This is a genomic window from Myceligenerans pegani (genome assembly GCF_014892515.1).
GTDB classification, from domain to species: Bacteria; Actinomycetota; Actinomycetes; order Actinomycetales; family Cellulomonadaceae; genus Myceligenerans; species Myceligenerans pegani.
Map to the genome: position 1 here is coordinate 372,299 of NZ_JADBGR010000107.1, position 13,944 is coordinate 386,242.

The following is a 13,944-nucleotide window of genomic DNA, read 5'->3' on the forward strand; positions in this document are numbered from 1 at the left end:
AGCTGTGCGAACCGGTCCTGACCTGCCGAGTCGTTCCGCCGCGTGGGGCGTTGGGACTTCAGTGGGACTTGGGACCGGCCGCTATCTCGAAGTCGCCGGCCGGGCCGGTGACGTGGCGAGGCGCCTGTGGGCTGCTCGCCGGTGCGCTCGGCGATCGCCGCGCACTTCAAGAGTACGGCGCCGGCCATGGTTGCTGGGTACCGTTTCCTGTGTGGCGGGCAAGGACAGGGACGAGCTCTTGCGGGAGTTCGAGGCGGCGATCAAGGGCATGGGGCTGGACGAGTTGCGGGGACTGACACACGATCTGCTGTCCGGGGACCTGCTCGACCTCGCGGGCGGCTCTGGGCAGGCCTTGCGCCGCGGGCGTCGCTGCGCAGGCCGCCGCGCGAGGACGTGGTCGTGTACCAGGTCCGTGCCGACCTGCAGGACACGAAGCCTCCGATCTGGCGGCGCCTGGAGCTGCGTTCGGACCTGACCCTGGAGGTGGTGCACCAGGTGCTGCAGGACGCGTTCGGGTGGACCGACTCCCACCTGCACCGGTTCGCTCTCGGCGGCGGGGCGTGGGACCGGGACGCGGAGCTGTTCCTGTGCCCGTACGACGTCGCCGACCCCGACAACGACGAGGACGGCACCCCGGAACAGGAGGTACGCCTGGACGAGGTGCTCACGGAGGCCGCGGACCGGCTCTCCTACGTGTACGACTACGGCGACAACTGGGCGGTGACCCTGCGCCTGGAGAAGGTGCTCGACCACCGCCCCGACTCCCCCGCCGCGGCCTGCAGGGGCGGGCGGATGGCCGCCCCGCCGGACGACTCACGCGGCGAGTACCTGCACGGCGGACTCGCCGCCGTCGTCGACGATCCGGAGCACTTCGAGGCCGCGGAGGTCAACGAGGCCCTGGGCAGGCCGTGGTTCACGCTCACCGCACGCGGGTTCCATCCCCGGCTGCTCAAACTCGCGAACACCCTGTCCTTCCGGGACGACGACGCCGGCCTGGGTGAACGACTCGCCTCGCTCCCCGAACTCGTCGTGCCCGACGACGAAAAACTGGCCCGGTCGCTCGGCGCGTACCTGTGGTTCCTGGACGCCGCGGCCGAAGACGGCATTCCCCTGACTGCCGCGGGGTGGATGCGCCCCGCCGTCGTCAAGCAGGCCGCCCGGCAGATACCGCAGATGGCCGGATGGATCGGCAAGGCCAACCGTGAGGACCTCACCCACCCCGTGATGGCCTTCCGCGAGAGCCTGATCCGGCAGCTCAGGCTACTGCGCAAGTACAAGGGCGCGCTGCGCCTCACCAAGGCCGGGGCCGCCGTCCGCGGCAAGCCCGCCGCCCTATTCGACCACCTCGCAGCCCGACTCGCGCCCGGGACCGGCGCGGGCGTGTTCGCTGTGGAGGCGAATCTGCTCGTGCTTGCCCACGCCGCGATCTCGCCCGGCTCGGACCTGCCGCTGGACCGGATCGCGGCCGATCTGGCCTACATGGGCTACGAGCACTCCGACGGCAGCCCGCTGCGCGGGTACCAGTTCCGCCACTACGACAACACCGCCATCACGGTCCTGGCCAACGTCGATCAGCCACCGGCCGGGCGGCGAGAACGGGAACGGATCAGCCCCGTCGCAGCTACGCTTGCGCACGCGGCGCTCCTGCAGCACACCAGGTGAGGGCTCCTTGGCGCCTCACCCGAAGCTGTTCCAGCTTCGGCCCCATAGTTCGAGCTCGACAATCCGCGCAGCCCACTCCTCAACCGGAGGCACCGTCAGGGAGCGTTCGAGCGCCTCTTACAGGTCGAACGACTTGGTTCCGACGACCTCGAAATCGGCCCACGTGATCGGGCTCGGCTGCCGTTCGCGGTTGAGATCCTTCGTGGAAGCGATGTCGTGTCGGAACTCCATGAACTCCGAGAGCACCTGCTGTGCGCGTTCGGCACTGAACCCCTCGGCAGCGGGAGCTGCCTGCTCCCAGTCGGGCCAGCGCAGCTGGATCGCGTCGTCTTCCCAGAAGCAGCTCCCGCAGATCTCGTACGAGCCGGGTGGCTCGTCAAACACCAAGTGCCCGCAGCACGGGCGCGGGAACCGGTCGCTCACCGGTACTCCGCGGTGACCTCGATCAACCCGACGATGTTCGCGTTCAGCTCCTCCAAGTCCTCGGCCGGGATCCAGTACTCCAGGATCGTCGCGCCACCCACCTGCTGGACCGCATACCCGTCCAGGAAGCTCTTGGCGACGTCGAACCGCGTCACAAAGCCCGCGCCGGAGTGCTTCACGTTCCAGTCCCGGGCGATCCGGGTGGCGTAGTCCTCGTTCAGCACCGGATAGAAGATCGGCTGGTCCGCCAGCCGGGGCGGCCACGCCCGCCACCCTGACGCCTCCACCAGCGCCAGCTCCTTCGGCCCGGTCGGCCGCCACAACGTCACCGTCTCCATGCGCGCATCCTGACAGTGCGCCTCCCCGTTCGTCACGGCCAATCCGGGCGATCGACACCCTGCTGGGCTACACCGCGGGTCAGGTGGCGGCTGAGGCGACCGAACTCATGTCGGGTACGAGCCAGGTGTGGTCATCACGGACTCGCAGGGTGAACTCATGGATCGTCCGGCCGGTGTGGGTGCGCAGCGTGGCTATAAACGTCTGATTGGCGAGTGAATGTACGCCGGTCTGGCGAGGGGTCGTGGTTCGGCGAAGGAGATGTACGCGAGAGTCGCGAGGGGTCGCCTGCGGGTGCACGATGGGTGACGCGGGGGCGTGTGTCGGCGAACGGCGGAATGAGCCATGGCCACGCGTTCTCGGGTGGAGCTGTATGCGGCGATCCGGCGTGAGTATCGCGCCGGGGAGTCGAAGAGCTCTTTGCAGCGCAAGTATCACGTGGCGTTCGAGACGGTGCAGGCCGCGCTGGACTCGGCCTGGCCCGCGCAGCGGAAGAAGCCCCGGCCTCGTGAGTCGCGGCTGGACCCGTTCAAGAACCTGGTCGATGAGTGGTTGCGGGCGGACCTGCAGGCACCGCGTAAGCAGCGGCATACCGCCCGGCGGGTCTTCGACCGGCTGCGGGACGAGCACGACGCGGACGTGACCTACCGGATCGTTCGGGAGTACGTGGCCCATCGGCGTGGCGAGATCAGGGTCGAGGCCGGCCTGGACCCGCCCGAGTCGTTCATCCCGCAGACCCACCTGCCGGGTGTGGAGGCGGAGGTCGACTTCGGCGACGTCACGATCGAGCTGGCCGGCAAGCCCGTGATCTGCTCGATCTTCTCCTTCCGCCTGTCGTTCTCCGGCAAGGCGGTCCACCGCGTGTTCGCCTCGGCGGGCTCGGAGGCGTTCCTGGAGGGGCACGTCCATGCCTTCAGGGTGCTGGGCGGGTTGCCGACCGGCAAGGTCCGCTACGACAACCTCAAGGCCGCGGTCGCGCAGGTGCTGGGGTTCTCCCGGGCGCGCAAGGAGACCGATCGGTGGACAGCCTTCCGGTCCGCCTATGGTCTGGACGCGTTCTGCTGCCAGCCCGGGATCAAGGGCGCGCACGAGAAGGGCGGGGTCGAGGGGCAGATCGGCTGGTTCCGCCATAACCACATGGTCCCGGTCCCGCAGGTGGCCACGCTGGGACAGCTGAACGAGATGATCGATCAGTGGGACGCCGACGACGAGCGTCGCCGCATCCAGGGCAGGCCCGCACGATCGGGGAGCTGTTCGCCATCTTGCTGGCGCCGCTGCCGGAGGACGAGTTCGAGACCGGGCGGTGGTTCGACCAGCGGGTGGATCGATACTCCCAGATCACCGTGCGCACCAACCGGTACTCCGTGCCGACCAGGTTCATCGGCCGGAAGGTCTCGATCCTGCTGCGCGCCTCGGACCTGACCGTCTACGACGGGCACACCGTGATCGCCGAGCACGAACGCCTCTCGGGAAAGGTCGACTCGCGCCTGGACCTGGACCACTACCTCGAGGCGCTGGTCCGTAAGCCGGGCGCGCTGCCCGGCGCGACGGCGCTGGCGCAGGCCCGGGCGGCCGGGAAGTTCACGCCGGTGCACGACGCCTGGTGGGACGCGGCGCGCAAGGCGCACGGCGACAAGACGGGGACCCGGGCGCTGATCGACGTGCTGCTGCTGCACCGGCACATGGCCCACGAGCACGTCGTCGCGGGGCTGGCCGCGGCGCTGAGCGTCGGGGCGCTGACCGCCGACGCCGTCGCGCTGGAAGCCCGCAAGGCAGCCGACGAGTCGCCCGCCGGGCAGGCCCGACCGGGGCCGAGCGTCGTCGAGCTGCGCCGGCAGGTGGCGAACGTGACCTCGCTGACCGCCCACCGGCTGCGCACCGGGCAGCTGCCCGCCGACACCCGCCCGCTGCCGGACCTGACCAAGTACGACGCCCTGCTGCCCAGCCGGCGGCGACCCACCAGCCCCACCGACCAGCAGACCGGCCAGCAGGCTGGCCGGGAGCAGGCCCGCCCGATGACGTGAGGAGACCATGATGAGCACCCAGGCCCCACCCGGGGCCGGACCCCAGAACGAGAAGAAGGCGCCGCGGCGGCGGGGCATGACCGACCAGGCCGCCGACGCCGCGATCGACCAGGCCTGCCGGATGCTGCGGCTGCCCACGATCCGCACTCACTTCGAGGCGAACGCCGACGCCGCCGCCCGCGAGCAGATAACCTACCGCGGGTTCCTGGCCGAGCTGCTGCTGGCCGAGTGCGACGACCGCGCCCGCAGACGCTCCGAGCGCCGGATCAAGGCCGCCGCCTTCCCCCGGCTCAAGTCCCTGCGCGAGTTCGACTTCGACGCCAACCCGAACGTCGACCCCGCCGTGGTGAACACGCTGGCGACCTGCGACTGGATCAAGCGCGGCGAACCCCTGTGCCTGATCGGGGACTCCGGGACCGGCAAGTCCCACTTGCTCATCGCGCTGGGGACAGAGGCCGCGATGAACGGGTTTCGGGTCAAGTACACCCTGGCCACGCGCCTGGCGAACGAGCTGGCCGAGGCCGCCGACGAGATGACCCTGACCAAGACCATCGCCCGCTACGGATGGGTCGACCTGCTCTGTATTGATGAGCTCGGCTATATGGAGCTGGACCGCCGCGGCGCCGAGCTCCTCTTCCAGGTCCTGACCGAACTCGAGGAGAAAGCCTCGGTCGCGATCGCGTCCAGCGAGTCCTTCGCCGGCTGGACCAAGACCTTCACCGACCCCCGGCTCTGCGCCGCGATCGTGGACCGGCTGACGTTCAACGGCGCGATCATCGAGACCGGCACCGACTCCTACCGCCTCGCGCACTCCCGCGACCAGCGCGGCAAGGAGCCCGCCACGGACACCTGATGGGCTCGCTCTCGCCGGTGCCCGAGCGCTGGAACGCCGACCAGCGCGCCGCGGCCGATTACTACACCGGCTGGTGGGACGAGGACGGCCGACTCGCGCCCTGGCCCGAGGACTTCTTCCTGCCCGACGGCACGATCAACCCGCACTGGCAGCCCAGCCCCGCCGACGCCGTCAGCGACGAAGACCCCGACCCCGACGACCCACCGTTCTGACCTCTCCCGGAAGCCGCAGGAAGAGGGATTCCGCCGCTTCCTGCCAGCCCGTGACGACACGGACGGAGTCCAGGCTGGCCGCAGGCCACCCGCAGGGGCCTAAGGGCCTTGACGCCGTCCGGGACGGAACCGTCATCGACCCACCACGGCGGAATCCCGGACCCCAAGACCGCTCCTGGAACTCAGCTCCACGATCGGCCGCCAGGACCTGCTCACCGCTCCTCAAACAGGGCTCCAAACGTTCCCCGTTCTGACCTCCGTAGCAAGGGGTACCTACTCAAGCGACGCAGAACTCGTTGCCCTCGGGGTCGAGCATGACGACGTGGCCCAGAACTGAACCCCGTTCGTCGGTGTAATCCTCCTCGCGCACCGTGGTCGCCCCCGCGCCCTCGAGCTCGGCGACCTTCGCACGGATCAGGTCGGCCCGCTGAAGCCAGTCCCACGGCGGTTCGCCGGCAACACGGATGTCGATGTGAAAGCGGTTCTTGGACGTCTTCGGCTCCGGAACTCGCAAGAAGCCGATCGCCGGGCCGACTCCATCCGGATCGACCAACGAGGCGCCATCGGGATCGTCGTAGCCCGGCTCTGGGACATACCCCAGCGCCAGCGCCCAGAACTCAGCAAGCCGTTGTGGGTCGCCAGCATCCGCCCCAATGGTCCAGTGCACAGCCATCACCCGATCGTAGGCCAGGCCTTCTCTGAATCGCTGCTGACTCACCTACGCCCGGCGCTGGCCTCAGGCTGCCCGCAGGGGCCGAAGGGCCTTGACGCCGTCCGGGACGGAACCATCATCGGCCTACCACGGCGGAATCCCGGACCCCCGCGGACCCCTCGTGAAACTCACGTACATCCAGCACCGTCCACCGCCCCAACCACTCGTCAAACAGCCGTACATTCACTCCTCGTTCTCACGTTCATAGCCAGCAGCGTCAGGCTGGTGAGCGCGGTGGGGTCGACCGGGGTCCACGTCTCGGGGGTATCAGCCAGGTCTGCGCGCTCGACCGGTACAGCACGCGCTGCGGCGATCGCGCCCGCAAGGAGATGGGAGCCCTCGACGTCCAGCCGGCCGAACAGGCCGCCAGAGGGTGCGATCCCGGTCACGATGAACCGGGCCACTGGCTGGCCGTTGTCGTGGAGTGTCCACTCGTTCACAACTGGTTCGCGGGTCTCACGCGTCCCCAGCCCTTCACGCAGTGCCTCGACCGTCGCCTCCACGCCCTGGTACTGCGGCCAGGGGAAGTACTCCCCCCATGCTCCGAACACCTGGCCATCGGCCGGGACCAAGGCCGCGAACCGGCCACCCGGCATAGAGCTGGCCATCGCGACGAGGCGAGCCTCAGGATCCCGGATCGGCCTCGTCCGCAGGTGCAGGACCGAATGGCTGAACACCGGGAACAACCCACCCACCAGCAGGTCCTCCCGCAACCGTGCCACGAGTTCGACAGCCCACATCTCATGGCAGCGCGCGGCCACGGCGAGCCGGTCCCACAGGTGCTCGCGCCACACCTCCGCCGGAGCATCCCGATCCGGTTGGAGCAGTGTGGTCTTCTCCACGACGATCGTGTCCGGCATCGTCATGGCCTGCCACCGCTCCAGATCCGGCTCGGTGCCCGTGAGCTCGGCGGCCAGGAGCGTCCAGGCGGTCCCATGACCGACCAGGACCACATCCCTGCCCGAGTGCTCCGCCATGATCCGTCCCACGGCCGCCACCACCCGCGACCGTGTCTGCGCGATCGACTCCCACCCTGACCGGGCCACCGGATACGGTTCCGCGAAGGTATGCCGGACGACGTCGGTGAAGTCCGGCAGCCAGGTCGTCCCGCCGCGGTCGTGTTCCCGCAGGTCTGCCACGACCGGCACCTCGCGACCTGCGAGCAGGAACGCGGTACGGGCTGCCTTCGGCTCGGGCGAGGCGAACCAGACCGCGTCCTGCGGCCACGGCGCCCGCGCCGCGAGATCCATCACCTCGCGCTCGTGGTCGGGATCCAGGAGCCACGTCGAGGCCGGAACCGCCGGGTCAAGGAGCGGCCGCCCGTGACGGACCAGGTAAAGAACCACCGGCGCCAGCCTAGAACGCCCTCAGCAGGTCGAATGAACCAGCGCGGCGACCATGCAGGTCGCGGCAAGCTCGTTGTAGAGGGCGACGGCATCCTCGGTGGGCGCCACGTGCACCTCCATGCCGAGCGACTCCGCATAGCGGACGGAGTCCACGCCGACTCCCAGGCGTGACTCCATGCCTCGGGACAGAACGAGCACCTCGATGCGGGCGAGACCCGATTCGGAACTGGTCGCGGCGACCGCCTGGTCGACGTCGGACCGCTGGATACCCGGGCAGTGTCGTGTGCCCGTCACTGTCCAGTCCCACACGACGGCACCACCTGGATACAGGATGACGTCCTTGAACCGCCCTACGCCCTGGACATCGACCACTCCCCAAGCCAGGTGCGTGACTTTCGGCGAAGGCTGGCCGCTCGTGTTGCGGTCGTTCATGACAACTCGATGACCAAGCACGTCGTCGGCATCCCAGCGGGCTTCAAAAGGCACGAGCATGTCCGTCACACGCGGAGGGTACCCGACCCGGTGTGGCAGGATCGCGGGCGTGTATGAGGGCGCGCTGGAGATCCATCTGACCGTTGATTCGTGGGCCGGTGATCGTCTGGACGGGTTCGCGGGTGAGCGTGGGATCAAGGTGAGCCGGATCGAGCTGGATCACGGCAAGTTCCGCTCCCAGCCGATGTTGACGGTCGAGTTGACGGGGTCGCTGGAGGACGCCGAGCAGCGCGTTGCGCAGCTGCGTCGGGAACTGTCCGCTGCACGGCTGCAGGCGGTGCGGGTCAAGGTGGAGACCGCGCCGTGGAACCGCGACGTGCCGGTCACCGACACACAGGCGCGCGAGGACCTGTACTTCGAGCACCACGTCAAGGTCCGCCTCCCAGCCGGAGACGTCGCACGCCTCCTGGAGATCACGGCGCTGGCTCGAGAGCACGATGCACGCGTCTCTCGCAACGCGCGGCGCGCGCTGGGGGACGGGTGGGAGGAGCGGTTCGTGACGCAGCGGTGCTTCGGCGTGGGGCGCCAGACGTCACGCCCGAGGCTGGACGCGTTGGTTTCAGCGCTCGGCGAGGGCGGGTTCGAGGTGCTGGAGGTCGAGGAGGAGTACGTCGTGGTCGACGACAACCTCGGCTTGGATGCTGGCTGGATGGACCGGCCGGCGAAGAACGCCGGCCCGAGCTACAGCGACCTGATCGACGCGCGCGTCGCACAGCAGCTGTCATACCAGCGCGACGGATTCCCGGACACGTTCATGCCGCTGGTGCCCTCGGCCGGGGTGAGGCAGCACGCCGTGTTCGAACCGGCCTTGAAGCAGTTCACCAACGCCTTCAAGACAGGGCAACCCGCCTTCGCTGACCCGCTCCGCGCCGAGCAGTGGGCCCAGGCCCGCGCGGCCGTCCGGAACCATGTGCTCGACGTCATCGCCCGCTCGCCGTGGGCCTCGAACCTGGTCCTGCGGGGCAGCGCGACACTGCACGCCTGGCTGGGAGACACGGCGCGCGAGCCCGGTGACCTCGACTTCGTGGTCACGCCGCACACGACCGGCGCGAACAGCCCACAGACATTGGAGATGCTGGACGGCCTGCGGGCCGCCCTGGCTGCCGACCCGGGCCCAGGCGTGCGCGTGGCCGATGCGACCGGTGAGGACATCTGGACCTACGAGCGCGCCGAAGGACGCCGCCTCGTGATCCCCTACGACATGACGACCGGCGGCGAATGGCCGGCCACGACCATCCAGCTGGACTTCGCCTTCCAGGAACCCCTCATCGATGACCCGGTATCGGTGTCGTTAACACCGTCCGGACCGCCGATGCTGGCCGCTTCTGCCGAGCTCCAGCTCGCCTGGAAGATCCAATGGCTGGCCACCGACATGTGGCCCCAGGGCAAGGACCTGTACGACGCCGTCCGGCTCACCGAGGTCGCCCACCTGCGCTGGTCACTGCTCCGGCAGGTCCTGGACGCCGCCGACGACGCTGGGGCTGCCGGCTTCGACGCCGCCGACGCCCTGGGGCTCGAGGTGGACTGGGACAACTTCCTGGCCGACCACCCCTGGATCAACGGAGACCAACGCGAGTGGGTCGAACGACTCGCCACCTACCTCGCCCGCATCCAGAACGACGACCGATAGCGACCAGTGCAGGCACAGGCCGCGACAGATAGCAGTTCCCGGTCGACACCCGACCAACGCGGCACGACTATGAGGAGGAGTGCCAATGACCACGACCAACGGCTGGGCATGCGCCACCTGCGGCACGACCCACGGCGGGCTCGCGATGGTGTTCGGCCCCCCCGCACCCAGCCCGTGGATCTCGGCCACCGACGCCGAACGCGCCGCCGGAGAACTCAACGCCGACACGTGCATCCTGCACGCCGCCGACGGGACGACGCACCGCTTCGTGCGCGGTCACATCGAGATCCCCGTCCACGACTCGCCCGACGGGCCTTTCTGCTGGTCGGTGTGGGTCTCCCTGAGCGAAGAGAACATGCTCAAACAGGCCGAACACTGGGACGACCCCGACCGCGCCGGCCTGGAGCCCATGTTCGCCTGGCTCAGCACCCACCTGCCCTACGAACCCGCCACCGCGCCCTTGCCCGCACGACTGCACACCCGCGAGCCCGGCCTCACCCCCTGGATCGAGCTCGACCCCGACCTCGACCACCCCCTCGCCCACGAATACCGCCACGGCATCACCATGCACCGGGTCGCCGAACTCAACCAACTACTCCTCCATGGCTGACGTCCCGGGCGACGCGCTACCGGCCGATCCCGCACCGAGCAGCCAACCGGACCTCGGGCCGCAGGCCACCGCGTTCCGGCAGGCGGCCGAGGCGTACTGTACGGCCATCGAGAACATCGCCACCACCGACCCGCAAGACGCTGGTGCGGCTGCGATCCCAACTCGCCGCTCTGATCGCCGCAGCCCTGGCACTGCCGGAGTCGGAACCCGCGACGACCGCGGTCCCGCCAGGCATCGGCCACGACACCTGGTCAGCACGATTCGCCGCGATCGATACCGCGCTCGGCTCCGCGGCTGCCTACTGGACAGCGAGCCTCTCGCCCCAGGACATCGAACCCGAGGTGGTCCCGCTCCCACTGGCTGACGACCTGGCCGACATCTGGCGCGACCTGCGCCCCACCCTCGACCAACTCGCCTCGGGAGCCGAAGCTGCGGACGTCGTGTGGCAATGGCGATTTACCTTCGACGCACACTGGGGACTGCACGCCGTCGAAGCCCTCCGGGCCCTGCACATCACCGTCGCAACAGCGTGACCCTGCCCTGTTCGACGGGGAGGTCCTGCACGGCAACGCAGGTGTACCAGGGCCCGAGCCACCCGGCTGCCTAGCGCCCTGCCGTCCGGGCCATCAGTCGCATGCGCACCCCGGCACGAAAGCGCCGGGAGCCGCCGGACGCGGCCAGTAGTTGGGATGCTTCCTCGTCGGTCAGCTCGACACGGCCCACCAGAGCCAGGCCAGCCGCGTACGGGCGCTGGCCATTCGCCAGGAGGCGCAGGATCCGGTCCAGGACGGCGAGCAGCACCTGACGGTCGGCTCGTGGGCTGGCGGCGATGCGGGCCAGCAGGGCGTTGTCGTTCCAGGCGGAGTCACTCCGGTGGACGATCAGTGCCAGCACGTCGGGCGTGACGTCGGACCGCTCGGCAAGGGCCTGCCACACGAAGGGGTACGGACAGCGGGCCAGCTCGCGCAACTCATCCGCTGAAGCATCCGGTGCCAGGGCCCGGTCGCGATAGGCCGCTGGGCTACGCATCCGGCCAGCCACGTCCCGGAGCATCCCGAGCAGGGCGGACTACCGGCAAACAGCCCGCGTCCATGGCGTGGTGTTCCCAACCTGTTCCGGGTGCGGTCACTCGTCGTCCTGTCCGTGGACCGCCGGGTCGCCGCGTCCGTCGAGGAACCGAACTCGGCTACGGACCCTCCCTATGGTCCCGATCAGCACCACGCCTGTCCGTCGCCTTCCGGTCCACCATCCCGGCACACTGAATCGCTCACCGCGCACGTTCGAAGTCGAACTTCCCTGACCAGACCCACCGCCATCACTCCTGGTCATCGCCACGTCGTTGGGACCGGAAGACCTGGCTGGTATCCATGAAGAGGTCGGAGAAGAACTGGCTGGTGACGTCCCCGTGCAGGATGCCTAGGAGCAGGTCGATGGTCGACAGGTCGAACCGTTCCCACCGCACACCGTCGCCATCTTCGACGTAGATCGGGTACACGCCAGAGGTGTTGTCGGCATCGGCCCGCCAGAACAGCGTTTCACCGTGGCCGGTGGTCGCCCAGGCGATCAGGCAGGAATCCTCGGGCAGATCTGCCGGGCGGTACTCGGGGTCGTCCTCCCATGCGAGCAAGAGGTCCTCGAACACACCGTCGGATTCCAGGAGGTCGTGGCTCTTGAGCTCGTCGCCCGGCGAATAGACGCTGAGGTCGTTGAACCAGACTCCAGCTCCGCCCGCGTCGACCAGCTCGCAGTAGTCCGACGGCAGTCGCATGCGGAGGTGTTCTTCGACGGGTGCCCAGTCCACGGACTCAGCCAGCGGCGTGAGGGAAGCGGCGTCGATCAAGTTCTGTACCGACATGTTCAGATCCTTGTCCCGAAGCGGAATCCGTGCTCGTTCTTGGGGAGGTTACCCGCCTTGACCTCTGCCGAGTAGAGCGGCAGATCCGCCCTGTTGGACAGCTCGTAGTCGAGCCGGTATCCGTTCGATCCCTCGGCACGGATGCGAATGGACGTTCGGATCACCGCATCGCCGTCGTATTTCGGCGTCACCTTGTACGCGACGTCCTCTCCAGCCTTGACGACCTTCGATACTTCTCGCTCGATCATGCGCTGCCAGGGGTTGTTCGACCGTTCTCACTGCGCGACGAAGTTCGCGGCGTCGTCGTTGGGCCCGCCGAGCAGACCGCCGGTGGAGGCCGAGCGGGATCACCGTCGGCGCAGACCGTCCAGCACGATGCGCAACGGCCGGTGCGCGCGCCGGCTCCACTCGTCCTCGTCCAGACGCGAGAGATAGCCGATCAGCACGATGACGTCCCCGGCATCCACGTCCTCGCGGATCTGCCCTGCGGCCCTTCCCGCGTCGAGCAGCAGCGTGATGGCGTCCCCGATGGGGCCCAGGCTGCGGTTGGTGATCCCTCTCCAGACCGACGCTTCCACGGCAGCGAGCACGCCACGCTTCACGCGAGCATACTCGGCGACCTGGTCGAACCACTGGGCGAGCGCGTCCACGGGCTCAGCGGTCTCCAAGAGCCGCGGTGCGAGGCCTACCAGATCGTCGACCTCCTGCCGGTAGACCTCGACCAGCAGCGTCTCGCGCGTCGGGAAGTGCCGGTAGAGCGTCCCCTGCCCGACACCGGCCTCCTTGGCGATCGCGTTCAGCCGTAGCTCTGCGACGCCAGAGGCAGCAACCTCCCGACGCGCCACCTCGATGATCCGCGCACGGTTCTCAAGTGCGTCCTTGCGAGCGGCCTTGACCATCGCTTCTGGCTCCTCGTCCCGACTGCTCGACAAACGGACACGTGTCCGCTACTGTCGAAAGAAGCGGACACGTGTCCACTATAGCACCGGGTGGCGCTGAGAAGAAGGAAGAGGCAGCGACATGACAGCAAGCACAACGAGGACCGCGACAGGGGTTCAGGGCAAGGTCGTCGCTATCACCGGTGCGAGCAGCGGCATCGGTGAGGCCACCGCCGTCCTGCTCGCGCAGCGGGGAGCGAGCGTCGTCCTGGGGGCGCGGCGGACTGACCGGCTGGAGGAACTGGTGCATCGGATCCGTAAGGACGGCGGCCGCGCGACCGCGCTCGCCGTGGACGTGACGCGGCGACCGGACCTGGGGAGCCTGGTCCAGCGAGCCGTCGAGCAGTTCGGCCGGCTCGATGTACTCGTCGGGAACGCAGGGATCAGCCGGCTCAGCCCGGTCGCGGACCTTGACATCGACGGCTGGCAGGCAATGATCGACGTCAACCTCAACGGTGTGCTGAACGGGATCGCCGCCGCGCTGCCCGTGTTCCGCGCCCAGGGTGAGGGGCACCTGGTCACGACAGTCTCGACATCGGGCTTGAAGATCGTGCCGACCCAGGCGCTCTACGCCGCTACGAAGAATGCGGTCCGAACCTTGCTGGAGGGCCTGCGCCAGGAATCCACGGACGGCGTACTGCGCACCACCTCGGTCTCCCCCGGGTACGTGCGCACCGAGATCGTCGACTCGATGGACATGTCCCCACAGGTACGCGACGAAGTCAAACGCAACATGGCCGACCTCGGCATCGACCCGGCCGCCGTGGCACGGACCGTTGCGTTCGCCATCGAGCAGCCGCACGACGTCGAGATCGGCGAGATAGTCGTGCGGCCTAGCCGGCAGAACTGAA

At 68.8% G+C, this 13,944-nt stretch carries 16 protein-coding genes and 1 pseudogene; 8 read left to right on the forward strand and 9 right to left on the reverse strand.

The window, feature by feature from the left end; translation table 11 throughout:
- Positions 1-399: 399 nt before the first annotated feature.
- Complete coding sequence (locus IIE03_RS22525) at positions 400-1,662, forward strand: plasmid pRiA4b ORF-3 family protein (RefSeq protein WP_318843127.1); 1,263 nt, start codon at positions 400-402, stop codon at positions 1,660-1,662.
- Between the two features lie 117 nt (positions 1,663-1,779).
- On the opposite strand, the gene IIE03_RS22530 is transcribed toward IIE03_RS22525, so the two are convergent.
- Complete coding sequence (locus IIE03_RS22530; protein ID WP_192865000.1) at positions 1,780-2,085, reverse strand: CPCC family cysteine-rich protein; 306 nt, start codon at positions 2,083-2,085, stop codon at positions 1,780-1,782.
- The gene (locus IIE03_RS22535) at positions 2,082-2,423 is read right to left on the reverse strand and encodes a hypothetical protein (protein ID WP_192865001.1); all 342 of its coding nucleotides are present in this window, start codon (positions 2,421-2,423) and stop codon (positions 2,082-2,084) included. The genes IIE03_RS22530 and IIE03_RS22535 overlap by 4 nt, the downstream gene beginning before the upstream one ends.
- A 343-nt stretch (positions 2,424-2,766) precedes the next feature.
- Between IIE03_RS22535 and istA the strand changes: the two are divergent.
- The 3 genes and pseudogenes from istA (at position 2,767) to IIE03_RS22550 (ending at position 5,510) form a co-directional block, all read left to right on the forward strand.
- A pseudogene (istA, locus tag IIE03_RS22540) lies at positions 2,767-4,445 on the forward strand (IS21 family transposase).
- Between the two features lie 7 nt (positions 4,446-4,452).
- On the forward strand, positions 4,453-5,298 hold the full coding sequence (gene istB, locus IIE03_RS22545) for an IS21-like element helper ATPase IstB (RefSeq protein WP_318843128.1): 846 nt from the start codon (positions 4,453-4,455) through the stop codon (positions 5,296-5,298).
- Positions 5,298-5,510 carry a hypothetical protein gene (locus IIE03_RS22550; RefSeq protein WP_192865003.1) on the forward strand — a complete coding sequence of 71 codons (213 nt, stop codon included), beginning with the start codon at positions 5,298-5,300 and terminating at the stop codon, positions 5,508-5,510. The genes istB and IIE03_RS22550 overlap by 1 nt, the downstream gene beginning before the upstream one ends.
- Positions 5,511-5,787: 277 nt before the next feature.
- On the opposite strand, the gene IIE03_RS22555 is transcribed toward IIE03_RS22550, so the two are convergent.
- The 3 genes from IIE03_RS22555 to IIE03_RS22565 all read right to left on the reverse strand — a co-directional run bounded on the left by IIE03_RS22555 (position 5,788) and on the right by IIE03_RS22565 (position 8,060).
- Positions 5,788-6,183 carry a VOC family protein gene (locus IIE03_RS22555; RefSeq protein ID WP_192865004.1) on the reverse strand — a complete coding sequence of 132 codons (396 nt, stop codon included), beginning with the start codon at positions 6,181-6,183 and terminating at the stop codon, positions 5,788-5,790.
- 206 nt (positions 6,184-6,389) lie between these two features.
- Positions 6,390-7,568: a histidine phosphatase family protein gene (locus tag IIE03_RS22560; RefSeq protein ID WP_192865005.1), complete on the reverse strand. Its 1,179-nt coding sequence runs from the start codon at positions 7,566-7,568 to the stop codon at positions 6,390-6,392.
- A 21-nt stretch (positions 7,569-7,589) separates the two neighbouring features.
- Positions 7,590-8,060, reverse strand: coding sequence for an MTH938/NDUFAF3 family protein (locus tag IIE03_RS22565; RefSeq protein WP_225998207.1), 471 nt, complete (start codon positions 8,058-8,060; stop codon positions 7,590-7,592).
- 49 nt (positions 8,061-8,109) lie between these two features.
- On the opposite strand from IIE03_RS22565, the gene IIE03_RS26945 reads away from it, so the two are divergent.
- From IIE03_RS26945 to IIE03_RS22580, 3 genes are all read left to right on the forward strand, one after another.
- Positions 8,110-9,690 (forward strand): nucleotidyl transferase AbiEii/AbiGii toxin family protein, encoded by a 1,581-nt coding sequence (locus tag IIE03_RS26945; protein WP_192865006.1) that lies wholly within the window; start codon positions 8,110-8,112, stop codon positions 9,688-9,690.
- An 85-nt stretch (positions 9,691-9,775) separates the two neighbouring features.
- Positions 9,776-10,300, forward strand: a complete 525-nt coding sequence (locus IIE03_RS22575) for a DUF2199 domain-containing protein (RefSeq protein WP_192865007.1) — start codon at positions 9,776-9,778, stop codon at positions 10,298-10,300.
- A gap of 143 nt (positions 10,301-10,443) precedes the next feature.
- Positions 10,444-10,833 (forward strand): DUF5063 domain-containing protein, encoded by a 390-nt coding sequence (locus IIE03_RS22580; protein WP_192865008.1) that lies wholly within the window; start codon positions 10,444-10,446, stop codon positions 10,831-10,833.
- 70 nt (positions 10,834-10,903) lie between these two features.
- On the opposite strand, the gene IIE03_RS22585 is transcribed toward IIE03_RS22580, so the two are convergent.
- The 4 genes from IIE03_RS22585 to IIE03_RS22600 all read right to left on the reverse strand — a co-directional run bounded on the left by IIE03_RS22585 (position 10,904) and on the right by IIE03_RS22600 (position 13,054).
- Positions 10,904-11,341 (reverse strand): hypothetical protein, encoded by a 438-nt coding sequence (locus IIE03_RS22585; RefSeq protein WP_192865009.1) that lies wholly within the window; start codon positions 11,339-11,341, stop codon positions 10,904-10,906.
- Between the two features lie 274 nt (positions 11,342-11,615).
- Complete coding sequence (locus tag IIE03_RS22590) at positions 11,616-12,155, reverse strand: SMI1/KNR4 family protein (RefSeq protein ID WP_193107594.1); 540 nt, start codon at positions 12,153-12,155, stop codon at positions 11,616-11,618.
- 2 nt (positions 12,156-12,157) lie between these two features.
- Positions 12,158-12,403, reverse strand: coding sequence for a hypothetical protein (locus tag IIE03_RS22595; RefSeq protein ID WP_192865011.1), 246 nt, complete (start codon positions 12,401-12,403; stop codon positions 12,158-12,160).
- A 99-nt stretch (positions 12,404-12,502) separates the two neighbouring features.
- Positions 12,503-13,054 carry a TetR/AcrR family transcriptional regulator gene (locus tag IIE03_RS22600; RefSeq protein WP_192865012.1) on the reverse strand — a complete coding sequence of 184 codons (552 nt, stop codon included), beginning with the start codon at positions 13,052-13,054 and terminating at the stop codon, positions 12,503-12,505.
- A 121-nt stretch (positions 13,055-13,175) separates the two neighbouring features.
- Between IIE03_RS22600 and IIE03_RS22605 the strand changes: the two genes are divergently transcribed.
- On the forward strand, positions 13,176-13,943 hold the full coding sequence (locus IIE03_RS22605; RefSeq protein ID WP_192865013.1) for an SDR family oxidoreductase: 768 nt from the start codon (positions 13,176-13,178) through the stop codon (positions 13,941-13,943).
- Position 13,944 lies beyond the last annotated feature (1 nt).